The sequence below is a fragment of the Ensifer sp. SL37 genome (genome assembly GCF_026672675.1).
Lineage (GTDB): Bacteria > Pseudomonadota > Alphaproteobacteria > Rhizobiales > Rhizobiaceae > Ensifer > Ensifer adhaerens.
The window spans coordinates 2,355,921-2,379,763 of record NZ_JAPPRN010000006.1 but is presented as its reverse complement, the minus strand read 5'-3'; the positions used below and the strand labels follow the sequence as shown (position 1 = coordinate 2,379,763).

General features: G+C 62.2%; 25 protein-coding genes. 4 read left to right on the top strand and 21 right to left on the bottom strand.

Going from position 1 to position 23,843, the window contains the following annotated elements; genetic code table 11:
* Window positions 1–12: 12 nt before the first annotated feature.
* Window positions 13–3,330: an efflux RND transporter permease subunit gene (locus tag OVA00_RS23560; RefSeq protein ID WP_034794149.1), complete on the top strand. Its 3,318-nt coding sequence runs from the start codon at window positions 13–15 to the stop codon at window positions 3,328–3,330.
* Window positions 3,331–3,489: 159 nt separating this feature from the next.
* Window positions 3,490–4,170 carry a Crp/Fnr family transcriptional regulator gene (locus tag OVA00_RS23555; protein WP_034794150.1) on the top strand — a complete coding sequence of 227 codons (681 nt, stop codon included), beginning with the start codon at window positions 3,490–3,492 and terminating at the stop codon, window positions 4,168–4,170.
* Window positions 4,171–4,217: 47 nt separating this feature from the next.
* Here OVA00_RS23555 and ureG read toward each other — a convergent pair whose 3' ends face one another.
* The 14 genes from ureG to OVA00_RS23485 all read right to left on the bottom strand — a co-directional run bounded on the left by ureG (window position 4,218) and on the right by OVA00_RS23485 (window position 14,765).
* Complete coding sequence (gene ureG, locus OVA00_RS23550) at window positions 4,218–4,829, bottom strand: urease accessory protein UreG (protein WP_034794155.1); 612 nt, start codon at window positions 4,827–4,829, stop codon at window positions 4,218–4,220.
* Window positions 4,830–4,907: 78 nt separating this feature from the next.
* Complete coding sequence (locus tag OVA00_RS23545) at window positions 4,908–5,579, bottom strand: urease accessory protein UreF (RefSeq protein ID WP_060582412.1); 672 nt, start codon at window positions 5,577–5,579, stop codon at window positions 4,908–4,910.
* A complete protein-coding gene (ureE, locus tag OVA00_RS23540; RefSeq protein WP_060582411.1) occupies window positions 5,572–6,045 on the bottom strand; it encodes an urease accessory protein UreE in 474 nt (157 codons plus the stop codon). The genes OVA00_RS23545 and ureE overlap by 8 nt, the downstream gene beginning before the upstream one ends.
* Window positions 6,046–6,047: 2 nt before the next feature.
* On the bottom strand, window positions 6,048–6,344 hold the full coding sequence (locus OVA00_RS23535; RefSeq protein WP_034794161.1) for a putative quinol monooxygenase: 297 nt from the start codon (window positions 6,342–6,344) through the stop codon (window positions 6,048–6,050).
* A gap of 166 nt (window positions 6,345–6,510) precedes the next feature.
* The gene (locus OVA00_RS23530) at window positions 6,511–7,050 is read right to left on the bottom strand and encodes a peroxiredoxin (protein ID WP_034794163.1); all 540 of its coding nucleotides are present in this window, start codon (window positions 7,048–7,050) and stop codon (window positions 6,511–6,513) included.
* Between the two features lie 291 nt (window positions 7,051–7,341).
* Window positions 7,342–8,013: a TIGR02117 family protein gene (locus tag OVA00_RS23525; protein ID WP_060582410.1), complete on the bottom strand. Its 672-nt coding sequence runs from the start codon at window positions 8,011–8,013 to the stop codon at window positions 7,342–7,344.
* A gap of 17 nt (window positions 8,014–8,030) precedes the next feature.
* Window positions 8,031–9,743 (bottom strand): urease subunit alpha, encoded by a 1,713-nt coding sequence (ureC, locus tag OVA00_RS23520; protein ID WP_268089693.1) that lies wholly within the window; start codon window positions 9,741–9,743, stop codon window positions 8,031–8,033.
* Between the two features lie 3 nt (window positions 9,744–9,746).
* Window positions 9,747–10,391, bottom strand: coding sequence for a Urease operon accessory protein (locus OVA00_RS23515; RefSeq protein ID WP_268089692.1), 645 nt, complete (start codon window positions 10,389–10,391; stop codon window positions 9,747–9,749).
* 3 nt (window positions 10,392–10,394) lie between these two features.
* On the bottom strand, window positions 10,395–10,805 hold the full coding sequence (locus OVA00_RS23510; protein WP_268089691.1) for a lysozyme inhibitor LprI family protein: 411 nt from the start codon (window positions 10,803–10,805) through the stop codon (window positions 10,395–10,397).
* Window positions 10,802–11,107 carry an urease subunit beta gene (locus OVA00_RS23505; RefSeq protein ID WP_089045647.1) on the bottom strand — a complete coding sequence of 102 codons (306 nt, stop codon included), beginning with the start codon at window positions 11,105–11,107 and terminating at the stop codon, window positions 10,802–10,804. The genes OVA00_RS23510 and OVA00_RS23505 overlap by 4 nt, the downstream gene beginning before the upstream one ends.
* Window positions 11,108–11,205: 98 nt before the next feature.
* The gene (locus OVA00_RS23500; protein ID WP_034794185.1) at window positions 11,206–11,508 is read right to left on the bottom strand and encodes an urease subunit gamma; all 303 of its coding nucleotides are present in this window, start codon (window positions 11,506–11,508) and stop codon (window positions 11,206–11,208) included.
* Window positions 11,509–11,631: 123 nt separating this feature from the next.
* A complete protein-coding gene (locus tag OVA00_RS23495; protein WP_268089690.1) occupies window positions 11,632–12,465 on the bottom strand; it encodes an urease accessory protein UreD in 834 nt (277 codons plus the stop codon).
* 174 nt (window positions 12,466–12,639) lie between these two features.
* Window positions 12,640–13,614 (bottom strand): 2-hydroxyacid dehydrogenase, encoded by a 975-nt coding sequence (locus OVA00_RS23490; protein ID WP_268089689.1) that lies wholly within the window; start codon window positions 13,612–13,614, stop codon window positions 12,640–12,642.
* Between the two features lie 140 nt (window positions 13,615–13,754).
* A complete protein-coding gene (locus OVA00_RS23485) occupies window positions 13,755–14,765 on the bottom strand; it encodes an alpha/beta fold hydrolase (protein WP_268089688.1) in 1,011 nt (336 codons plus the stop codon).
* A 189-nt stretch (window positions 14,766–14,954) separates the two neighbouring features.
* Here OVA00_RS23485 and OVA00_RS23480 point away from each other — a divergent pair, with 189 nt between their 5' ends.
* Window positions 14,955–15,407 carry a MarR family winged helix-turn-helix transcriptional regulator gene (locus tag OVA00_RS23480; RefSeq protein ID WP_268089687.1) on the top strand — a complete coding sequence of 151 codons (453 nt, stop codon included), beginning with the start codon at window positions 14,955–14,957 and terminating at the stop codon, window positions 15,405–15,407.
* Between the two features lie 86 nt (window positions 15,408–15,493).
* Here OVA00_RS23480 and OVA00_RS23475 read toward each other — a convergent pair whose 3' ends face one another.
* The 6 genes from OVA00_RS23475 to OVA00_RS23450 form a co-directional block, all read right to left on the bottom strand.
* On the bottom strand, window positions 15,494–16,612 hold the full coding sequence (locus OVA00_RS23475) for a branched-chain amino acid ABC transporter substrate-binding protein (RefSeq protein ID WP_034798823.1): 1,119 nt from the start codon (window positions 16,610–16,612) through the stop codon (window positions 15,494–15,496).
* 114 nt (window positions 16,613–16,726) lie between these two features.
* Window positions 16,727–17,071, bottom strand: coding sequence for a DUF6867 family protein (locus OVA00_RS23470; RefSeq protein WP_034798825.1), 345 nt, complete (start codon window positions 17,069–17,071; stop codon window positions 16,727–16,729).
* 24 nt (window positions 17,072–17,095) lie between these two features.
* Window positions 17,096–17,821: an ABC transporter ATP-binding protein gene (locus OVA00_RS23465; RefSeq protein WP_034798827.1), complete on the bottom strand. Its 726-nt coding sequence runs from the start codon at window positions 17,819–17,821 to the stop codon at window positions 17,096–17,098.
* Entirely contained in the window at window positions 17,821–18,705 is an 885-nt protein-coding gene (locus OVA00_RS23460) for an ABC transporter ATP-binding protein (RefSeq protein ID WP_034798829.1), read from the bottom strand. Before OVA00_RS23460 ends, OVA00_RS23465 begins: the two co-directional genes overlap by 1 nt.
* Window positions 18,705–20,090, bottom strand: a complete 1,386-nt coding sequence (livM, locus tag OVA00_RS23455; RefSeq protein WP_060520354.1) for a high-affinity branched-chain amino acid ABC transporter permease LivM — start codon at window positions 20,088–20,090, stop codon at window positions 18,705–18,707. Before livM ends, OVA00_RS23460 begins: the two co-directional genes overlap by 1 nt.
* 4 nt (window positions 20,091–20,094) lie before the next feature.
* A complete protein-coding gene (locus tag OVA00_RS23450) occupies window positions 20,095–20,997 on the bottom strand; it encodes a branched-chain amino acid ABC transporter permease (RefSeq protein ID WP_034798833.1) in 903 nt (300 codons plus the stop codon).
* A gap of 39 nt (window positions 20,998–21,036) precedes the next feature.
* Between OVA00_RS23450 and OVA00_RS23445 the strand changes: the two genes are divergently transcribed.
* Window positions 21,037–21,303, top strand: coding sequence for a hypothetical protein (locus OVA00_RS23445; protein WP_268089686.1), 267 nt, complete (start codon window positions 21,037–21,039; stop codon window positions 21,301–21,303).
* Here the strand turns inward: OVA00_RS23445 and OVA00_RS23440 are convergent.
* A complete protein-coding gene (locus OVA00_RS23440; RefSeq protein ID WP_268089685.1) occupies window positions 21,285–23,711 on the bottom strand; it encodes a GcvT family protein in 2,427 nt (808 codons plus the stop codon). The genes OVA00_RS23445 and OVA00_RS23440 overlap by 19 nt on opposite strands.
* Between the last annotated feature and the right edge of the window lie 132 nt (window positions 23,712–23,843).

Genomic DNA, 23,843 nt, shown 5'->3' with positions numbered 1-23,843 from the left:
GGAACCGTGACCATGAACTTCTCAGCCTGGTCCATACGCAATCCGATCGCTCCGATCCTCTTCTTCGTCGTCCTGATGGTGCTGGGCTACCAGTCCTTCGTGTCGTTGCCGATCACCCGCTTCCCCAACATTGACGTCCCGATCGTCTCGATCAACGTGACGCAGAGCGGCGCCTCTCCGGCCGAGCTCGAAACCCAGGTCACCAAGGAAGTCGAGGACGCGGTCGCAAGCGTCACCGGCGTCGATCATATCCAGTCGACGATCAACGACGGTACCTCGACCACCGCCGTCATTTTCCGCATGGAAGTGCCTACGGCACAGGCGGTGCAGGACGTCAAGGACGCGATCGACCGCATCCGCAGCGACCTGCCGACCTCGATCGAAGAACCGATCGTCTCCAAGGTCGACGTCGAAGGCCAGGCGATCCAGACCTTCTCCGTTTCCGCGCCGGGCATGTCGCTCGAAGAACTCTCCTGGTTCGTCGACGACGTCATCAAGCGTGAGATCCAGGGCAAGAAGGGCATCGGCCGCGTCGACCGTTACGGCGGCGCCGACCGCGAAGTCCGGGTCGAACTCAACGAAGACAAGCTGAATTCGCTCGGCATCACCGCCGCCGACGTCAACGGCCAGCTGCGCCGCATGAACATGGACCTCGGCTCCGGCCGTGGTCAGGTCGGCGGCAGCGAACAGGCTATCCGTACGCTGGGCGATACCCGCAATGTCGAGCAGCTCGCCAACACGATGATCTCGGTGCCGAGCGGCCGCTTCGTGCGCCTGTCCGATCTCGGCACGGTCACCGATACCTATGAGGAACCGCGTTCCTTCTCGCGCTTCAACGGCAACCCCGGCGTGACCTTCGCGGTCTTCCGGGCGAAGGGCGCCTCGGAAGTCAGCGTTGCCGAGACGGTCGCCAAGTCGCTCGAAAAGATCCGCGCGGCCAACCCCGACGTCACCATCGAGATGGTCGACGATTCCGTCTACTTCACCTACGGCAACTACGAGGCGGCGCTGCACACGCTGATGGAAGGCGCGCTGCTTGCCGTCATCGTCGTCATGCTCTTCCTGCGCAACTGGCGGGCAACGCTGATTTCCGCCGTGGCCCTGCCGCTATCGGCGATCCCGACCTTTTGGGTCATGGACCTGCTCGGCTTCTCGCTGAACCTCGTCAGCTTCCTGGCGATGACGCTCGCAACCGGTATTCTCGTCGACGATGCGATCGTCGAGATCGAGAACATCGAGCGGCACATCCATATGGGCAAATCGCCCTATCGCGCCTCGATCGAAGCGGCGGACGAGATCGGCCTTGCCGTTATCGCGACGACCTTCACCATCATCGCGGTCTTCGTGCCCGTATCCTTCATGCCGGGCATTCCTGGCCAGTACTTCATCCAGTTCGGTCTGACGGTCGCCGTGGCGGTATTCTTCTCGCTGCTCGTCGCGCGTCTGATCACGCCGGTCATGGCCGCCTATCTGATGCGCCCGTCGGACGCCGGCAGTGATCATCATGACCGGGACGGCTTCATGATGCGCAACTATACGCGCCTCGTGGTCGCCACGACGAAGCACTGGTACACCCGCTACCTGACGCTGCTTGCGGCAATCGTCTTCTCGGTCGGGTCTGTCTTCGCGCTCGTCCTCTTCGTGCCCGGCAGCTTCCTGCCGCCGGAAGACGCCTCGCGCGTCAGCCTGTCGATCGAGCTGCCGCCGGACGCCATGCTCGAGGACACGGACCGCACCACCACCGAGATCTACGATCGGATCAAGGATATCGAAGGCGTCGACAACATCTTCGTACTCGGCGGTGCCTCGCCGAAGGGCGACCTGGAACTGCGCCGCGCGACGGTGACGGTGCTTCTCAAGAAGCTCGACCAGTCGCTCGTCAACAAGATCGTCAATGACGTCATCGGCCGCACGCCGGTGATCGGCGCGTACCTGCCGAAGATGCCGCCTGCCGGCCGCATCATCCCGCAGTCGCAGATCGAGAAGGAAATCTTCGCTCGCGTCCGTGACATTCCGGATGTGCGGGTGATCAAGCTCAACGACCGCGGTGAGCGCGACCTCTCCTTCAACCTGCTCTCCAACAACGAGGCCGATCTCGACCAGGCGGTGGCGACGCTGGAAGGCAAGTTGAGGAGCGACTCGTTGCTGGCCAATGTCAGCCCGGATGGCGCCCTTCCCCGTCCGGAACTGCAGATCCGTCCGCGGGACGAGCAGATGTCGCGCCTCGGCATCACCACCGCGCAGATCTCCGAGGTGATCCGTGTCGCCACCATCGGCGATATCGACGCGGCGCTGACCAAGATTGCCCTCGACGGGCGGCTGATCCCGATCCGCGTGCAGATCAACCGCGACTTCCGCACGGATATCGCCGCGATCCGCAATCTGAAGATCACGACCGCCGCCGGCGCCACCGTGCCGCTGTCGAGCGTTGCCGACATCAACTATTCGGAAGGCCCGAGCTCGATCAAGCGCTACGATCGCAACCGCGTCGTATCGCTCGGCGCGGACCTCCCGGTCGGCGTCGCGCTCAACACCGCCTCGGAGCGCTTCAAGCAGATCGCCGGCCAGGCCGATCTGCCGAAGTCCGTGCAGTTCCTCGAAAGCGGCGACGCCGAGGTGCAGGCGGAAATGCAGCAGAGCTTCGGCAACGCCATGCTGCTCGGCCTGATGCTGGTGCTGGTGGTGCTGATCCTCTTGTTCAAGGACGTGATCCAGCCCTTCACCATCTTGTTCTCGCTGCCGCTCGCAATCGGCGGCGTGGCGGCCGCGCTGATCCTGACACAGAACGCGCTATCCATGCCGGTTCTGATCGGCATCCTGATGCTGATGGGTATCGTCACGAAGAACGCCATCCTGCTCGTCGACTTCGGTATCGAGATGATGCATCACGGCATGGACCGGCAGGTCGCCATGATCGAGGCCGGCCGCAAGCGCGCCCGCCCGATCATCATGACCTCGATCGCCATGTCGGCGGGCATGCTGCCCTCCGCACTCGGCGTCGGCGAAGGCGGTTCGTTCCGCGCCCCGATGGCGATCGCCGTGATCGGCGGCATCATCGTCTCGACGGTGTTAAGCCTCGTGATCGTGCCGTCGTTCTTCCTGATCATGGACGACCTCTCGCGACTGCTCGCCCGCATCTTCGGCCGCTTCGTCGGCAAGAAGGACGAGGAAAACCTGCCGCTCGACCGCGAGGCCCTCACGGATCTGGTGCACGAGCAAGGCAAGACGATCGAAGGCCTGGAGGACCGGCTGAAGACGCTGGAAACGGACCAGACCAAGGGACGGTCCGGCGGCAAGGTCATCAACCACCCGGCGCTCGCTGCCGAGTAGGTCATCGCCGAAGAGGCTCTCCGCCCGGGGCGGCCACAATTCTAAAGCAAGCCCGCGCCCTGCAAGCGCGGGCTTTTTGTGATTTCTATTTGATCGAGGTCAAACCAAGATCTGCAAAGCCCTCTACCCTAGCACTGGATTTTACTCAGGACGGGTACGATGAAGACGTTGCGATTGAACTCGAACGACAGGGCAGTGCTGCTCGGCTCCTGCTTTTTCGAAAAGCTGCCGGCGGCGGCGTCGAGCGCCATTCTCGATGATGTCGTGGTTTCCACACACGAGGAGCACGACATCCTCTTTGGCCAGGGCGAGGCACTGGATCAAGTCTTCTTGGTCCTCTCCGGTCTGGTGCGGCTCTACCGGCTGGGCAAGGACGGGCGCGAGGCGGATATCGCCGTCTTCCCGAAAGGCGAACTGTTCGGCGAAAGCGCCATGTTCCTTGGCAACCGCGCCACCGCCAACGCCCAGGCGATCGAGACGACGATGCTTGCGCGCATCGACAGCCGCAGGCTTCGCAAGCTGGCCGAACAGACGCCCGAGATCGCCGACGCACTGATGCAGCTTTTGTGCCGGCACGCGCAAATGGCGGAGGATTGCCTGGCCGAAGACCGGCTGCTCACGGCACCGCAGCGGGTCGCGAGCTATATCCTCGGCAATTGCCCCGATGGCATCACCAACTTTTCCTTCCGCCTGCCCTTCCAGAAGAATGTGCTGGCCGGCAAGTTGGGCCTGGCGCCCGAGGCACTGTCTCGCGCCTTCTCGGCCCTTCGCCGCTCCGGCGTCACCGTCAAGGGCCGCGTCATCGAGATCCATGACCGGCAGGCGCTGGAGCGCTTCTGACGCGCTGACGAAGGTTCAGGCGCCAGGAGCAACAAAAGCGGACGGCGTCAGAGGCCGCCGTGCAGCGTCAGGAAATCGACGATCCGGTTGATGCCGTCGCCGCGCTTCATGTCGGTAAAGACGAAGGGCTTTTCCGCCCGCATGCGCGTCGCATCCCGCTGCATCACGTCGAGATCGGCCCCGACATAGGGCGCCAGATCCTTCTTGTTGATGACCAGAAGGTCCGATTTGGTGATGCCCGGCCCGCCCTTGCGCGGGATTTCCTCGCCCTGGCAGACCGAGATGACATAGATCGTCAGGTCAGCGAGATCAGGCGAAAAGGTCGCCGCAAGATTGTCACCGCCGGATTCGATGAAGACGACATCGAGATCGGGGATGCGGCGGTTGAGATCGGCGATCGCCTGCAGATTGATCGTGGCGTCCTCGCGGATCGCCGTATGCGGGCATCCACCGGTCTCCACCCCGACGATGCGATCGGAGGGCAGCGCCTGCATGCGCACCAACGCCTCGGCATCTTCCTTGGTGTAGATATCGTTGGTGACGACGGCGACGGAGTACTTCTCCCGCATCGCCTTGCAGAGCTTGTCGGTCAGCGCCGTCTTGCCCGAGCCCACCGGCCCGCCGATGCCGACGCGAAGGGGACCGTTCTTCGATGCCATCTGGATGTCCTTTCAAGGTGGAAGCAATTCCAGGGAAGCGTGAGACAGTTTCCGTCCGAAATTGCGCAGTTCTATGAGTTACGAACGGAAGAGCCGCGAATGCAGGCTCTCGTGTCTGAGCGACGAAATATCCGCTGTCATCGTGGCCGAGCCGAGATCGTCGAGCGAGGCGCCGGCGGCCTTGACGGCTGTCGCCGCGATGACCGGTTCGAGTGCTGCAATGATGCCGACGCCATCGCGCTGGCCGGTCACGCCGCAACGGATCGCCACCGAGACGGCGTTCGAGACCGAGGCGTTGAGATAGGCGGCAAGCGCCGGCTCGAGGCCCGTTTCATGAGCGCCGGCGACGGCACCGACTGCGACCGGATAGGCGACACTCTCAGGCAGCGCATCGAGAACCGGATGCGGCCACGAGCGCGCCGCTGCCAGAAACGCCTGGCCCTGCAGCATCGTTTCCATATGGCGCTCGCGGCCTCCCGCCAGGGCTTCGGCAAGCTCTGCCGCCGCAGCCAGCCGGGCATGGTCGTTCACGGCGCGATAGCTCTCGGTCAGAAGCAGCGCATCGTTCCAGCCGTAGCCCAGAGAGATGACCGCCTCCAGCCAGTTGCGAAGCTCGCCGGCGTCGCTCACCAGACGGTCGTGAACCGCCTGCTCAAGCCCGCTGGAATAGGAAAACGCGCCGACCGGAAAGGCCGGCGACATCCATGTCACGAGGCGAAGCAGCGCTTGCGTGTCGACCCGCTCAGCCATGGTGGTGATGATTATGGCCATGATTGTGGCCGCCGGCATGGTAGGCGCCGCGCAGCGGATGGAAAGGCAGCGAAACCTCGTTCACCGCCGCGCCCAGGCCTTCGAGCATCTGGCGGATCACCGGATCGCGGGCAATCAGGATGCGGCTCTCTTCGAACTGTGCCGGCAGGTGGCGATTGCCGAGATGCCAGGCAAGCTCGATCAGATGCATCGCGTCGCGCGGGCGGATCTCGTAGAGCGCCTCGGGCGCGGCAGCGATGCGGATATGGCCGCCGCCTTCGAGCACCAGGAGGTCGCCATCGGCAAGCATAACCGCTTCCTTGAGATCCAGCATCACCACATCGTCGTTTTCGAGATGCAGCAACTTGCGGCGCAGATGCCGCGCGTCGTGCGTCAATGTCACGCTATGAAGCGGCGCAATATCGGCCGGCCCCGGCGAGAGAACCTCTGTCGAACGATAGGGCATCGTCAGAGAACCTCGACCTTTTCCGGCGTCACGAGCTCGAGGCGCGCCTCGACGAGCAGGTCGGCCATCGCCGCCTGAAAGGCCTTCAGATGTGGTTCCTCGAAATGCGCGTCGACGGCTGCCTTGTCCTTCCAGGTTTCGACAAAAACCAGCGCGTCGGGCTCGGCCGGCTTGCGGTAGAGATCATAGGTGATGCAGCCGGCCTCGCGCCGGGTGGCCTCGATCAGCGGTGCTGCGAGCGACACTACCTCATCCCCCTTGCCGGGGTGTGCGGTCAGGTAGGCGATAATGTAAACCATTGAACCCTCGATATCTTTTCTGCCGGCTACTTTAGCAAGAAAAAGCCCTGGCGCCAGCGGCGGGTGCGGCTTTTCAGGCGCTTGCGGCGGCTGTACCGCGCAAGAAAAAGCCCGAAGACCGGATCCGATCTTCGGGCTCTTTCCAATCAGGAACGATAGGCTGCCATCAGGCGGCAAGCTTCTGGGACTTCAGCGTCTCCAGAATGTTCTGCGGCGAGGAAACGCCATAGGGGTCGCTGTCGCAGTTGTCGGAATAGCCTTCTTCCTCGAACCACTGCTCGACAACGCCGTTGTTGACGACGGCAGCGTAGCGCCAGGAGCGCATGCCGAAGCCGAGATTGTCCTTGGCGACGAGCATGCCCATCTTGCGGGTGAACTCACCCGAACCGTCCGGGATCAGCTTGACGTTTTCGAGGCTCTGGGACTTGCCCCAGGCGTTCATGACGAAAGCGTCGTTGACCGAGATGCAGTAGATTTCGTCAACGCCCTCAGCGCGGAAATCGGCCGTCAGCTTTTCGAAATCGGGCAGCTGGAAGGTCGAGCAGGTCGGCGTAAACGCGCCCGGCAGCGAGAACAGCACGACGCGCTTGCCTGCGAAGTAATCGTCGGAGGACACGTCCTCCCAGCGGAACGGGTTCGAGCCGCCAACGGCCTCGTCGCGAACGCGGGTGCGGAACGTTACAGCGGGTACTTTTCTGCCAAGCATCGTCATCTCCTTTGGACCACGATGATTTGGGATCGGTTCGACCAAAATCATGAACGTGATCGTCTCTTGTAAGTTAGAGCGGGATACATGCGGAGAACCGCAAACCGCTCTGGCGCAGCTCTCGGTCGGCAGGTCTTGGGAGGATTGCTGGCAACCGAGGAAGGTCGGCCGTCTTCCTATCGGATATTGCGCTGCGACGCAGCACGAAAGGCCCCAATTCACATGCGAGCATGGCAGCCATGCGGTGGCCGCATGGCTGCTGCCTGCCAATCACTGCCTGCCAATCCTTGCTCAATTATGGAGCCGCAGCGACAACCCGAGGCTTGGCGGGACCGGGTTCCACAGGCCCGTTCGCAAGCCCGCCTCACGCAACGCCCGCGCCGTCCATGTGTTGCAGCCGAAAAGCGCGTTGAAGCTGCCTCCGGCCTCGAAGAAGCGGTCGTTGCCGTTGTAGGAAAAACCCTCGATCGAAACGACAGCTCCGGCCTCGCGGGTGAAGCTTTCGGCAATAAAGCCGAGCAGCCGATCGTATCCCGCTTCGTCCAGCTCGAAGCCGGTGACGGCAGCCTGCGGCTCGACGATCCGACCGGCGATATCCACATGCATCACCGAGCGATCGACGGTCAGCGCCTTGAACACGGGCCCGGGCTTCAGCTCAGACCAGGTCGGCGTTTCCAGATAGAAGGACCGCCCGCCCCAGCCAAAGATCAGCCATTCAGCCTGCGGATGCGCAAGCGGCACGCCGGCCGCCTCGACAAAGCCGAACCGCGCTCGAATCTCGTCCGTCAGAGGTATGGCGATGTCCGTGTGGATCGGGCCGGAAAGCAGAAGGATGCGCGTGCCCCCTGCTCCCGCCGCAGAGGCGGAAACCGGCAGGAGCGGCCGCGGCAGCAAGGTTCCGGCAACGATGGCAAGTATCGCCGCCAGTAGGCCGAAGAAAGCCCATTTCAGGCCACGCTTCATTCCCTGTCCCTGCTTGTTCAGAACAGGAAATAGCGCTGTGCCATCGGCACGACCGTCGCCGGCTCGCAGGTCAGAAGCTCACCGTCGGCGCGCACCTCATAGGTCTCCGGATCGACTTCGATATGCGGCAGCAGGTTGTTGTGGATCATCGATGCCTTGCCGATGCCGCCACGGGTGTTGCGGACCGCCACAAGCTGCTTGGCAACGCCGAGCTTGGCGGCAAGGCCGGCGTCGAGCGAGGCCTGCGACACGAAGGTTACAGACGAACTCGTGCGGTTCTTGCCGTAGGCGGCAAACATCGGCCGGTAGTGCACCGGCTGCGGCGTCGGGATGGAGGCATTCGGATCGCCCATGGGTGCCATCGCGATCGAGCCGCCGAGAAGCACGAAGTCGGGCTTCACACCGAAGAAGGCTGGGTTCCAGAGGACGAGATCGGCGCGCTTGCCGACCTCGATGGAGCCGATCTCATGGCTGAGGCCGTGGGCGATCGCCGGATTGATCGTGTATTTGGCGATATAGCGCTTCACCCGGAAATTGTCGTTGTCGCCGGTTTCCTGCGACAGCGGCCCGCGCTGACGCTTCATCTTGTCGGCGGTCTGCCAGGTGCGGATCGCCACTTCGCCGACGCGGCCCATGGCCTGGCTGTCCGACGAGATGATCGAGAAGGCGCCGATATCATGCAGGATGTCCTCGGCGGCGATCGTCTCCTTGCGGATGCGGCTCTCGGCAAAGGCGATGTCCTCGGGGATCGACGGCGACAGGTGATGGCAGACCATCAGCATGTCCAGATGCTCGGCAAGCGTATTCTTGGTGTAGGGCCGCGTCGGGTTGGTCGAGGACGGAATGACGTTCGGCTGGCCGCAGATCTTGATGATGTCGGGCGCATGGCCGCCGCCGGCCCCTTCCGTGTGGAAGGCATGGATGGTGCGGCCCTTGATCGCCGCGATCGTATCCTCGACGAAGCCGCTCTCGTTCAAGGTGTCCGTATGGATCATCACCTGCACATCGTATTCGTCGGCGACACCGAGGCAGCAATCGATCGCCGCCGGCGTCGAGCCCCAGTCCTCATGCAATTTCAGCGAGGTGGCGCCAGCGAGCACCATTTCCACCAGCGCGCCCGGCCGCGACGCATTGCCCTTGCCGGCAAAGGCGATGTTCATCGGGAAGCCATCGGCCGCCTCGATCATGCGGGCGAGATGCCAGGGACCGGAGGTGCAGGTGGTGGCGAGCGTGCCATGGCCCGGCCCGGCGCCGCCTCCAAGCATGGTCGTAAGCCCGCTCACCAGCGCTTCCTCGATCTGTTGCGGGCAGATGTAATGAATGTGGCTGTCCATGCCGCCCGCGGTGATGATCTTGCCTTCGCCCGCGATGACCTCCGTGCCGGGACCGACGATGACGGTGACGCCCGGCTGCGTGTCCGGGTTGCCGGCCTTGCCGATGCCGGCGATGCGTCCGTCCTTGAGGCCGATATCCGCTTTGACGATGCCCCAGTGATCGACGATCAGCGCATTGGTGATGACGGTGTCGACGGCGCCCTCGGCGCGTGTCGCCTGACTCTGCCCCATGCCGTCGCGAATGACCTTGCCGCCACCGAACTTCACCTCCTCGCCATAGGTCGTGAAGTCCTTCTCCACCTCGACGAAAAGTTCGGTATCAGCGAGCCGCACCTTGTCGCCGACCGTCGGGCCGAACATGTTGGCATAGGCCGCGCGCGACATCTTGTAGGGCATGGTTCAGGCTCCTTGGGACGAAGTAGAAATGGGATGGAGGCGGCGAAGACGGCCGCTGGCTGCAAGCGCATCGACATGGCGGCGCTCGGCGGCGAAGGGATGCCATTCCCAACCGACATGGCCGAAGCCGGCAAGAACGACCTCGTCGTCGGGTGTCGCTAGATGCGCGAGCACATCGGCAATGACGATCATCCCGCTCGATGGAACGACATAAGGGGCTGGCGAAAAGCCGGCGAGATCCTGCTCCACCTGGTCGTGCACATCGACCGGGACGACGCGAAAGCCGCGGTTGGTCGAACGGGCGAAGCTCTCGAAACCGACAGTGTAATCGTCGCAGAAATCGTCGAGGTCCGGATGCGTTTCCGCAAGCCCGGCGCGCATGGCGGCAAACTTCGCGCCGGAGCGAACGCACCATATCTCCCGCGCCTGGCGCACGGCGGCATTCGTCTTCCAGCGACCACCGCCGAGCATGGAAATCCCCGGGCGTCCGGTATTGCAGACCGCGATGATATCGGTCCTGTGGCCACCGGAGCCGACAGAGCGGCAATCGTTGAAGCGCACGACCAGATCGGCGGCATCGATCGTTGCGCCGGCGCCGTCAGGCACCTCGCCATTGCCCACGATCATGATGACGCGGCGAGCCTGCAACGGTCAGTTCCCTTGAGCTTCGAGAAATTCGTTGAGTTCGGCGGTACGCTTCTGCGTGAGCTGGGCAAGGCAGCCTGAAACCAGCATCGGCTCCGCCTGGCCGCCACGGGCCTGGAAACCGGCCAGCTCACATTGTCTGTCGCGATAGCCGATCCAGGCGCGCTGCGCCGTCTTCAGCGCCTCGACGGCGCCGATATCGGCGCCTTCCAGCTCCTTGTCGACCTTCTGCGCCGCCGTCATCGCCTGCCTGTAGACCGCATTCAGTTCCGCGTCCGCCGCTTGGTATTCCCGGTAGGCGCAGTCATTCAGATCCGGCTGAGCCATCGCATTCGCGCAATCCACGTCCGGCTCATCCTCGGCGAGCGCCGAGGTGGCAAGGACCAGAAGCAGACCGAGAACCGGCGGTGCCCTCATAGCTTTCCCATTACCTGCTGGCGGAAGCCATAGACCTCGCGCTTGCCGGAAAGCGGTATCAGCGTCACCTGGCGCGTCTGGCCCGGCTCGAACCGCACGGCCGTGCCGGCGGGAATGTCGAGCCGGCAGCCGTAGGCTGCCTTCCTGTCAAACTGCAGCCCCGCATTGGTTTCAGCGAAGTGATAGTGGCTGCCGACCTGGATCGGGCGGTCGCCGGTGTTGGCAACCTCGATCGTCGTCGTGTCGAGACCGACATTGAGCTCGATCTCTCCGGCCGCAGCAATGATTTCTCCTGGGATCATGGTCTTCTCCTCAAGCCGCCCTCGGCCGGCCGCATGCTTTTATCCCGCGTTCAGGCCTCAGGCACCCTGCGCCAACAAGCCACGTACTCACCTCACGCTTAGCGGATCGGCTCGTGCACGGTGACGAGCTTGGTCCCGTCAGGAAACGTCGCCTCGATCTGGATGTCGTGGATCATCTCGGGGATTCCCTCCATCACCTGATCGCGCGTCAGCACCTGGGCGCCCGCCTCCATCAGTTCGGCAACCGAGCGCCCGTCGCGCGCGCCCTCGACGACGAAATCGGTGATCAGCGCGATCGCTTCGGGATGGTTGAGTTTCACGCCGCGCTCCAGGCGCCTGCGGGCGACCATGGCCGCCATCGAAATCAGCAGTTTGTCTTTCTCGCGCGGGGTAAGATTCATGCGTCGCCACCGGTTGTTCGTGAAGCAATTCCCTGGAAATCTGCGAAGCGGTCTTCCGCCAGGAATTACAAAGTTTCAATGCGTTAGATCATTTCACTGTTTCAAATAAAAATGTGAAACGAGCTAGAGAACCCAGACTTTCGGCACAGTCTTCTGCTTGCGCAAGTGCGAAATAACCGGGATGAGGATTTTTCTGAGCGCGAAGCCATCCGGCGCTACGAAGCGGGCAACCAACTTGTCGCGGCCATGGACCTGAAAATGGCTGATGCCGACGCCCGCTGCGCCATCGACGAGCGACCGAAGACGCGGCAACAGGGGCTCGCAGTCGGGACCGACATAGAGCAGCGTGGCGAAGGCGGCCCCACCATCGAGCACCGCCTTGCGCTGACTGAGGCGCGCGACCTCTCCTGATAGCGCCAGATTGTCCGCATGCAGCAGCTTGCCCTCGACGCGGATACGCCAGCGATCGCGGAAGAGCCCGGTTTCAACCGCCTCGCCCATCGCCTTGCGACCGAGAAGAACCGCTTCCACCGCGAGAAACGTCGCGTCGGCAGCAAGCTCCACCTCCAGCGAGCGCGATAGCGAGGCACGGTCGAAGAGGATCGTCTCCTGCGGCAACCAGTCGACGCGGGCGCCGGCGGCAACCTCGATGCGCGTTTTCACTTCGACGGTATCGGCGCTCGCCTTATAGATCTTCTCGCAGGCCTGCGTCGTCACCGTCACTTCGGTTCCAGCCCCCGCCGCGACCTCCCAGACCATGCGGTCGCCGCCGGTGAGGCCGCCGGAGGAATTGATGAGCACTGCCTCCATCGAGGTGTCGAAGGTCTTTGGCAGGCGGATCTTGGCGCAGCCTTCCTGGTAGAGTTCGGCAATGCGGCTGTGGCCGAGCGCCGCCTTGGCGACCAGCCGTCCCTTGCCCCAGGCCCGCTGCGGGGCGATGCGTGCTGCCTTGTCCATGTCAGACCGCTAAGCGGCGTCCTTCATTCTCGACGCGGCGCCCATGGGCGCGATCGCCTTATCTTGGCGCTATCGTCCGCATCGCGGCACGACGAGTCAAGTTATTGTTTTGCAAAGAAAATCGCCAGCATGCCGCATTTCCGTGCAGGCCCTGCGCAGAAAACGGGCAACCGCCTACGCCACGCGATCCGGCGGCTCGCGACCGTCGAAAAACGCCGTGATATTGTCGGCCACCTTCATGCCCATGGCGACGCGCGTCTCCTCCGTGGCACTGCCGAGATGCGGAAGCAGCACGACATTTTCGAGCCCGCGCAGACGTTCCGGCACGTTCGGCTCCGCCTCGAAGACATCGAGCCCGGCGCCGCGGATGACGCCGTTTTCGAGCGCCGCAATCAGCGCCGGCTCGTCGATAACATCACCCCGCGCCGTGTTGACGAGGTAGGCGCCCTTTTTCATCAGCGCCAGCCGTTCGGCGTTGATCAGGTGACGGTTTTCGCCGCCGCCGGGGCAATGGAGCGACACGAAGTCTGCAACCTTCAACACGTCCTCGACCGTGTCGAGTTGACGCGCACCGTAGCGGCTTGCCTCGGCCGGGTCGATGCGCGAGCGATTGTAGAAGACGACATCCATGTCGAAGCCGAAATGACAGCGCTTGGCCATGGCCTTGCCGATGCGGCCGAAGCCGACGATGCCGAGCGTCTTGCCGGTGACCTTGCCGCCGATCATATGGGTCGGCCGCCATCCAATCCATTCGCCGGCCCGTACCTGCCGCTCGCCTTCGCCTGCCCGCCGCGCGACCGCAAGCAGCAACGTCATGGCGATGTCGGCGGTGCAATCTGTGAGAACGCCGGGCGTGTTGGTGACGACGATGCCGGCAGCCTTGGCGGCCGCGACGTCGATGTGATTGTAGCCGACGCCATAGTTGCCAAGGATCTTCGCGCGGAGGCCGCCACCGGCGAAGAGGTCGGCCCGAAGTCGATCAGAAACTGTCGGAAGAACGGCGTCATAGGTCCGGAGTGCTTCAGCCAGTTCTGCAGCCGTCAGAGGCACGTCCCCTTCGTTCAAGGTGACGTCGAAGCGTTCGGCAAGCACCTGCTCCACCGCCGCCGGCCAACGACGGGTGAGGAGAATGCGGGGTTTCGAGCTCATGCCTGCCTCCGGATCAGAATCGCTGCGAGATAGTGCACGAAACGGCGCGACGCGACAGCTATCTCGACAAGCGAAACACCTATCACCAAAAGCAAAAAAGAGGCGCCGTTGCGGGCGCCTCTTCTCGGGCTTCGGACATCTCAGGCCTTGGCGAAGGCGAGCAGGTCGGCGTTGAGCTGGTCCTTGTGGGTGTCGGTGATGCCGTGCGGTGCGCCGGCATAGACCTTGAGCTCCGCATGCGGCACCAGCGTCTTCGAGGCCCGTGCCGCCGCATCGATCGGCACGATCTGGTCGTCGTCGCCATGGATGATCAAGGTCGGCACGTCGAACTTCTTCAGGTCCTCGGTAAAGTCGGTCTGCGAGAAGGCGACGATCGAGTCATAGGTGTTCTTGTGTCCCCCCATCATGCCCTGCAGCCAGAAGCTGTCGATCATGCCCTGAGAGGCGACCGCGCCCGGGCGGTTGAAGCCGAAGAACGGGCCAGACGCGATGTCGCGGTAGAGCTTCGAGCGATCCTTCAGGCTTGCCGCCTGCAGGCCGTCGAAGATTTCCTTCGGTAGGCCGCCGGGGTTCCTGTCGGTCTTGACCATCAGCGGCGGCACGGCTGAGATCAAACCGGCCCTGGCGATCCGGCTGGTGCCGTGGCGGCCGATATAGCGGCTGATTTCGCCGCCGCCGGTCGAAAACCCGGCAAGGAAGACACCCTTCAGATCGAGTGCGTTGATCAGATCCGCGAGGTCGTCGGCATAGTGGTCCATGTCGTTGCCGTCCCAGGGCTGCGACGAGCGGCCGTGGCCGCGGCGGTCATGGGTGACGACGCGGAAGCCGTTGGCGGCAAGGTGGAAGGCCTGCGCTTCCCAGCTGTCGGACGACAGCGGCCAGCCGTGGCTGAGCACGACGACCGGGCCATCCTTCGGACCCCAGTCCTTGAAATAGATCTCGACGCCATCGCGGGTGATGATGCGGCTGCCCATGGTGTTTTCTCCCTTAGTGCCGGAGGCGCCGGCGGTTGTTGCGGTGGTGGATGCGGCCTTGGCCGGCGTGTTCATGGCATTGACCGCGGCTGCCGTGGCGGCAGCGCCAAAGGCGGCCGAGAGAACCGTGCGGCGGGAGATGCCGTTGGCTTCGGTCTTGCTGATTGCCTTGCTCATGGAAACGCTCCTTCTTCCGTGCGGTCACACCGCTGTTAAATACTTAGCGATTAAATCGTGCACGACTTATATGATTTATATCGCTACCGATTAGATCGTGCACAATATTTATATCGCAACTGCGCTATAGTCAATGTCTTGCGATTATATCGTGAACGATTTATTTTAAAGGCATGACAGGAGAAAGCGATGACTGACACCGATCCCAAGGGCGATGAGGCAATGCTGGCGCTCGATAGTTTCCTGTGCTTTGCGGTCTATTCCGCAAACCACGCCTTAACGCGCATCTACAAGCCGCTGCTGGAAGAGCTCGATCTCACCTATCCGCAATATCTGGTGATGGTGCTGTTGTGGGAAAAGGACGACCAGACGGTCGGCAGCCTCGGCGAGCGGCTCTTCCTGGAATCGAGCACTTTGACCCCGATGCTGAAGCGCCTGGAGGCCGCCGGCTACATCGCCCGCGTGCGCGATAAGGCGGACGAGCGGCAGGTCCGGGTGCAATTGACCGAGATGGGCAAGGCGCTGCGGCAGAAGGCAATCGACGTGCCCCGCAACCTTGGCGAAGCGACAAAGCTCGACCCCGGCGATCTCGAGCGACTGCGCGCCGAAGTCTCGTCGCTCAGAGACACGCTATTGAAATAATAGACTGCGCCAAGCGTCACCAAAAGAAAAGCCCGGCGATTGCTCGCCGGGCCCCAACCAGTCGGACACAAGGTCCGAAATCAGAACTACTCGTTCTGGAAGTAGTTGTACTTGCCGTCGTCACCCTTCTTCCAGGTGTACATGACGTAGTCCGGACGCGTGATGTCGCCCTTTTCGTCATAGCCGAGTTCGCCGATTGCGGTCTTGAACGGACCCTTTGCCTTGATGGCTTCGGCAACTGCCTGCGGGTCGTTGCCGCCGGAAGCCTTGGCAGCTTCGGCGATGACCTGGAGAGCGGCGTAGGCGTAGAGCGTGTAGGCTTCCGGTTCGAAGCCGGCAGAGCGGAACTTCTCGACGAGGTCCTTGGCAGCCGGGTTCTTGCGCGGATCCGGAGCGAACGTCATCAGCGTGCCGTCAACGGCGTCGCCGGCGATCGAGGCCAGTTCGTTCGAAACGATACCGTCGCCCGACATCAGGGTAGCCTTGAGGCCCTGGTCCTTCATCTGGCGCATGATCAGGCCGGCTTCGGTGTGCAGACCGCCGTAGTAGACGATCGAAACGCCGGCTTCCTTCATCTTGGCGATCAGAGCCGAGAAGTCCTTGTCGCCGGTGTTGATGCCTTCATAGAGGGCTTCGGTGAGACCGGCTTCGTTCATCGACTTCTTGGTTTCGTCGGCAAGGCCCTGACCATAGGGGGTCTTGTCGTGAATGACGGCGATCTTCGCGTCCTTGAAGTTGGCAGCGAGGTAGGCACCGGCAACCGCACCCTGCTGGTCGTCACGGCCGCAGGTACGGAACGTGTTCCAGAGACCGCGCTCGGTGAACTGCGGGTTGGTGGAGGCCGGGGTTACCTGCAGGATACCGTTTTCGGCGTAAACTTCAGAAGCCGGGATGGACACGCCCGAGTTGAAGTGACCGACAACGAACTTCACACCGTCAGCAACGAACTTGTTGGCAACCGAAACGCCCTGCTTGGCATCCGAAACGTCGTCGCCGAGCACAACCTTGATCTGTTCCCCATTGATACCGCCAGCGGCATTGATGTCGGCGGCGGCCTGCTCTGCACCTTTCTGGAGCTGTGCACCGAAAGCGGCGTTCGGGCCAGTCAGCGGGCCGGCGACACCAACGAGAATATCAGCCCAGGCGCTGCCGCTGAAGGCAACCATAGCCGTCAGCGCGACCGCCGACAGAAGAGACTTTTTCATCTTGTTACTCCCAATTATTCGAGCGGGTCTCGTTACCAACCTGCGCAATGCCCACCATAGTTGCGCCGGTGTTTCTTTCGCACCGGCCGCGGCGGCCGGCGCGCGCTGTTCCCTTTATTTGGCTTTCCAGGAGAAAGGCGAAGCCTTCTCATAGAGCCAATAGTAGTTATTGGTCATTTGCTTGGTCCGGTAGTACCGGAAACCTGCGGTAGCAAACAACAAAAGTACGATCGTGTCCACGATATAGTATTGCAGGCTGAACATGGTGCCTTCGAACAGCGCATGGTGGACGAAACGGATGCCCAGTCCCAGCAACGCCACGTAGAGGATGAGCCGCGGCATGCCTTCCCAGCTTTCAGCCACGCTCTTGCCCGTGCGCCAGGCGGTCCAGCCGCCGAGCACGCAGCTTATGAAAAGAAACTGCCAGATCGACACTTCTTCGTAGAGAATTCCCTGCATGTCACTTGCTCCAGATGCGGCCGGTCAATGACGGCCGCCTTCGAGATAGGCCGCGCGCACTTCCGGATTGGCGAGCAGTTCCTTGCCGGAACCGCTCATCGTCACCCGACCGTTCACCATCACGTAGCCGCGGTCCGAAAGCTTGAGCGCGCCGAAGGCGTTCTGCTCGACGAGGAAGACCGTCAGCCCCTCCTCTTTGTTGAGTTTCTTGATCGCTTCGAAGATGCCCTTGACGATCAGCGGTGCGAGACCGAGCGACGGCTCGTCGAGAAGCAAAAGCTTCGGCCGGGCCATCAGCGCGCGGCCGATCGACAGCATCTGCTGCTCACCGCCCGAAAGCGTGCCGCCGCGCTGCGCCTGGCGCTCCTTCAGGCGCGGGAAAAGCGTAAACACCTTTTCCACGTCCTGGTCGAAGTGCTTCAGGTTGTCAAGGCTGGCGCCCATCTGCAGGTTTTCGAACACGGTCATGCGCGGGAAGATGCGCCGACCCTCAGGCGATTGCGCAATGCGCAGCCGGGCGATCTCGTGCGTCGGCATGCGGGTGATGTCCTGGCCTTCGAAGAAGACCGAACCGGTGCGCGCCTGCGGGCTGCCGCAGATGGTCATCATCAGCGTCGACTTGCCGGCACCGTTGGCACCGATCAGGCAGACGATTTCACCACGGTGAACTTCGACATCGACCCCGCTGAGCGCCCGGATGTTGCCGTAGTAGGTCTCGACGGCTTTGACTTGGAGAAGTGGCGCCGTCATCAGTGGGTGCCCCCCTGCCCGCCTTCGATTTCCTCGATTTGTTCGATCACCTCTTCAACCTCTTCATCCTCGACACCCAGATAGGCCGCAATGACCCTCGGATCGTTCTTCACGAAATCCGGTGTGCCGTCGGAAATCTTCTGTCCATATTCCAGGACCACCACGTGGTCGGAGATCTCCATGACCACGGACATGTCGTGTTCGATCAAAAGAATCGACGTGCCGGTATCGGCGCGAATGCTTTTCAGCAATTCGTTGAGCGCCAGAGACTCGCGCGGATTGAGACCGGCGGCAGGCTCGTCCAGGCAGAGAAGCTCGGGCCCGGTGCACATGGCACGCGCGATCTCGAGACGGCGCTGGGCGCCATAGGAGAGATCGCCGGCCGGATCGTCGGCACGGTCGATCAGCGACGCCTTTTCCAGCCAGTGCTTGGCAAGTTCGATCGCCTCGTGCGACGCCTGGCGGTAGGCCGGGAAGCCGAGCAGGCCAAGGAAGGTGTAGCCGGATGCCTGCATCAGCTTGTTGTGCTGCGCGACGAGCAGGTTTTCGAGCACCGTCAGACCGGAGAACATCCGGATGTTCTGGAAGGTACGCGCTACCTTGGCGAGCTTGGTGATCTCGAAGTCGGGCAGACGCTCCAGCAGGTATTCCTTGCCGGCCTTCTGCTTCATCGTGATCATGCCCATCGTCGGCTTGTAGAAGCCGGTGATGCAGTTGAACACCGTGGTCTTGCCCGCTCCGTTCGGGCCGATCAGCGCGGTGATGTCACCGCGATAGGCTTCGAAGGAGAAGTCGTTGATGGCCATGAGACCGCCGAAGCGCATCGACAGGTGCTCAACCTTGAGAATGGGGTCTTTTGTCATTGTCGTTGTCTCGCGGGCCATCAACCGTGCCCTTCCTTGGTGAAGCTGCCGGAGACTGCCTTGCGTTCGTGCAGGAAGGCTGTCGGTTCGCGTGATCCGACGAAGCCGCGCGGCTTCCAGACCATGACGACGACCATGGCCAGGCCAAAGATCAGCATACGGTAGAGTTCAGGTGTGAAGTCCGGTCCGAAGACCATCTTCAGGAAGGAAAGCTCGCGCAGGATTTCGGTGCCGCCGATCATGACGGCCGCAGCGACCGCGATGCCGGTGAGCGAGCCCATGCCGCCGAGAACCACGATCGCGAGAATGACCGCGGATTCCAGGAAGACGAAGGATTCGGGCGACACGAAGCCCTGGCGCACCGCGAAGAACGAGCCGGCGATACCGCCGAACATGGCGCCCGTCGCAAAGGCGGTGAGCTTGGTCGTCACCGTGTTGATACCGAGCGAGCGGCAGGCGATCTCGTCCTCGCGCAACGCTTCCCAGGCGCGGCCGATCGGCATGCGGCGCAGCCGGATCGTCACGTAAGCCGTGAGCAGCGCAAGTGCCAGGATCAGATAGAACAGGAAGATCTTGTAATAGGCCGACGACATCGGCAGGCCCATCATTGCTGCAAAACCGTCCTTCGAGGCATCGAACTTGATGCCGAACAGCGTCGCCTTGGCGATACCGGAGACGCCGAAGGTACCCTTCGTCACTTCGGTCCAGTTGATCAACACCAGTCGGATGATTTCACCGAAGGCGAGCGTCACGATCGCCAGATAGTCACCGCGAAGACGCAAGACCGGGAAGCCGAGAATCATGCCCCAGAAGGCGGCGAGAATGCCGGCGACCGGAAGAAGAACCCAGAAGGACAGGCCGAAATAGGTCGACAGCAGGGCGTAGGAATAGGCACCGACGGCGTAGAAGGCGACGTAACCCAGGTCCAGCAGGCCAGCGAGGCCGACGACGATGTTGAGCCCCCAGGCCAGCATCACGTAGATCAGGATCTGGATGCCGAAATTGTCGACCCACTTCAGCGAGCCCTGGACGCCGAAGATCGCGACGACGAGCGGCGGATAGATGAGCAGGAACGCAATCGCGAGCTTGGAGAAGTTGCGGCTGAAGAAGGTCTCCTCCTTCACCGCATCCTCGGCCTCGGCCTTGGCGGCCTTGCGCCGAGCCATGGCCGGCTGGACATAGGCAACCATCAGGAAGCGGCCGACGGCAGCGACGATCACGAAGATCGCCAGCAGTCCCCAGCGCTGGTTGAGGATCAGCTCGTTGCGGATGTTCTGGTCGGACTTGAGACCGACGAACAGCACGAAAAGGCCGAGCGAAATCAGGCCCGCGAAGACAGCCTCGCGCAGGGCCCGCGCCGTCACGTCAGTGCCGGCGCTTGCAGTCGTAGAAGCAATGTTTGCCATGGAATTATACCTTCTCGACTTCCGGTCGTCCGAGAATGCCAGACGGCTTGAAGATCAGGACGATGGCGAGAATGGAGAAGGTCGCGACGTCCTTGTAGTCGATGGTGAAATAGGCCGACCAGAGGGACTCGATGAGCCCGATCAACAGTCCGCCGAGAACGGCGCCCGGCAGCGATCCGATGCCACCGAGAACGGCCGCGGTGAACGCTTTGACGCCAGGCACGAAACCGTCGGTGAAGACGACGACGCCATAATACATCAGATACATCGTGCCGGCGACGGCAGCGAGTGCTGCACCCATGATGAAGGTCACCGAGATGGTGCGGTCGACGTCAACACCCAGCAGCGCCGCCATCTTGCGGTCCTGTTCGGTCGCGCGCTGGGCGCGGCCGAGCGGCGTCTTGTTGACGATGTACCAGAAGATCGAAAGCAGAGCCGCCGTGATGACTATGATGATGATCTGCTTCAGCGAGATGGTGATGCCGAAGACTTCGTAGACCGAAGAGACGAGCGGCGGGATCGGCTTGTTGCGCGGGCCCTGCGTCACCTGGATGAAGTTCGACAACGCAATCGACATGCCGATCGCGGTGATCAGCGGCGCAAGCCGGAACGAACCGCGCAGCGGCCGATAGGCCACTTTCTCGATCGTCCAGTTCCAGAGACCTGCGGTCAGCATGCCGACGATCATCATCAGCAGGAGAGCAAGTACAACCGGGACGCCCCCGATGAATGTTGTGAGAATAAGAAAGACAATCAAAGCAGCAAAGCCGCCGAGCATGAAGATATCGCCGTGGGCGAAGTTGATCATGCCAATGATGCCGTAGACCATGGTATAACCGATTGCGATCATACCATAAATAGACCCAAGAGTCAGCCCGTTGACGAGCTGCTGGACGAAATACTCCATCAATCTTCCCCTGGACCAGATCCATAACGGTCCGGTCTCTTGTTTTTTGAGCTCATTGTTGAGCGCTGTGTTTGCTCGATTCCATACCTCTTTCAAACGAAAAGGAAAGCTAAAAAACGCGACTTCGCCAAAAACTTCCTCGATAAAATCGATTTGGCGCTTTTACAGCCAGAAAAATCAAATCTTTCGCAGCTTTCGCCCGCGAAATCATCAACTTTAGTCGTAAAAGCGTCGGGTATTCTACGAAGCTTCGACAGCCACTTCGGTCTGCATTACACCTCGAATGCTCAGGCGCGCATGCGCTGACCGTTCGAATCGAACAGCGGATGCGGCTGAAGACGGGCCGGCAGGATCTCACCCAAGAGTTCGATCGACCAGCCATCGCCTCGGTCGGCGATCTCCTTGGGCACGTAGCCCATAGCGACCGAAACCCCACTTGCATGCGCATAGCCGCCCGATGTCACCCAGCCGCGCACGACACCGTCGAGATAGATGGGCTCGTCGCCGATGACGTCCGCATCCCTCGCATCGAGCACGAAGGTCCGCAGCCGCATCGCGCCGCCATCCGCCTTCTCCTTCACGGCCGCCGCCTTGCCAATGAAATCGGCATCCTTGCCGGTCGCGACGAAACGGCCGAGCCCAGCCTCGACCGGGCCATAGAGCGGACGATATTCGCGCGCCCAGCTGCCGAAGGATTTTTCGACGCGCAATGCATTCAGCGCCCTCAGGCCGAACAAACGGATCCCGGAAGCCGCCCCCTTCTCCATCAGCAGTTCGAAGAGATAACGCTGGTACTCCGGTTTCATCCAGATCTCGTAGCCGAGATCGCCGGTGTAGCTGACGCGGCCGACGAGCGCGGGCGCCATGCCGAGATCCATCCGGCGGATGTCCATGAACGGGAAATCGGCGTCGGAGACATCGAGATGGGTCAGGCTTTCAAGCACATCGCGCGCCTTCGGCCCGGCGATCGACAGGCCCACCAGCTCCAGCTTCAACGCCTTCAGCGTCACCGAGCCGTCCGCAGGCAGATGCGCCTCGAACCAGCGCATGTGGTAGTCCTCGGCTATGCCGGATCCAACAAGCAGGAAATCCCCCTCGCCGAGCTTGGCAAGGGTGAAGTCTCCGATCAGCTTGCCGTCCTCCTTCAGCATCGGTGCCAATGTCATGCGTCCCACCTCAGGGATGCGGCAGGCAAGCATGCGGTCGAGCCAGGCGTCAGCGCCCTTGCCGGTGATCGCATATTTGGCAAAGCCCGACGTCTCCATCAGGCCGACGCCTTCGCGCACGGCCCGGGCCTCCGCGCCCACCGTCTCGAAGTCGGTCGAGCGCCGCCAGGAGAAGGCGTCCTTGACGCCTTCGGGTGCAAACCACAGCGGCGTTTCAAGCCCGTAGGACGCGCCGAAGACGGCGCCCGCAGCCTTCAGCCGGTCGTAGATCGGCGTCGTCAGCAGAGGCCTTGCCGCCGGCAGCTCCTCGTTCGGATAACGGATCGAGAAGCGACGCGAGTAGTTCTCGCGCACCTTGGCATTGGTATAGGCAAGCGTGGCGAAATCGCCGTAGCGCGAAACGTCCATGGCAAAGACGTCGAAGCCGGGGTCGCCATGGATCATCCAGTTGGCAAGCGCCAGGCCGACGCCGCCACCCTGGCTGAAGCCGGCCATGACGGCGCAGGCCGACCAGAAATTCCTCAAGCCCCGCACCGGGCCGACCAGCGGGTTACCGTCCGGCGAGAAGGTGAAAGGACCGTTGATGATCTTCTTGATGCCGGCCTTGTTGAAGGCCGGGAAGTGCCGGAAGCCGACCTCGAGTTCGGGCGAGATACGGTCGATGTCCTCGGCGAGAAGTTCATGGCCGAAGTCCCAGGGCGTCGTGACGGGCGACCACGGACGACACGCCTTCTCATAGGTGCCCATCAGCATGCCGTTCCGCTCCTGGCGGAGATAAATCTCGCCGTCGAAATCGACACAGTGCATCAGCTCCTTGCCGCGCGTCTGGTTGAACTCGATGACCTCGGGCATGTCCTCGGTGATGAGATACATGTGCTCCATAGCGAGCACAGGCAGCTCCAGCCCCACCATGCGCCCCACCTCGCGGGCCCAGAGGCCGGCGGCGTTGACGACGTGTTCGGCGACAATTTCGCCCTGGTTGGTGATCACCCGCCAGCAACCGTCGTCCCGCTGCACCAGATCCTCGACCTTGGTGTGCAGATAGATCTCCGCACCGTTCTTCTTCGCCGATTTGGCATAGGCATGCGTCGTTCCGTAGGGATCGAGATGCCCCTCGACCGGATCGAACACCGCGCCGACGAACTGGTCGGGATCGAGCAGCGGCATCAGGTCGTGCGCTTCCCTGGGTGTCAAAAGTTCAGCTTCGAGCCCCATGTAGCGGCCCTTGGCAAGGATCGACTTCATCCAGTCGAAACGTTCCTTGGTGGCGGCGAGCATCATGCCAGAGGTCATGTGCAGGCCGACATCCTGGCCGGAATACTCCTCGATCTCCTTGTAGAGCTCGACCGTATATTTCTGCAGCTTGGCGACGTTCGGGTCGCCGTTGATCGTGTGCATGCCGCCGGCCGCGTGCCAGGTGGAGCCGGAGGTGAGTTCCGATCGTTCGAGCAGCACGGCGTCGGTCCAGCCGAATTTCGTCAGGTGATAGAGCACCGAACAACCGACGACACCGCCTCCGATAACGACGACCTTGGCATGGCTTTTCATGCGTACACTCCGTCTCCCCATGCTCCTGCCGAGGCATGGCCAAATTGTCAGGAAGAAACTCAGGCACGGCCACCGCTTGCTTCAGGGACAGAAGTGCAAGCGGCGAATGATGAAAGCCTAGTCAGAAAGACG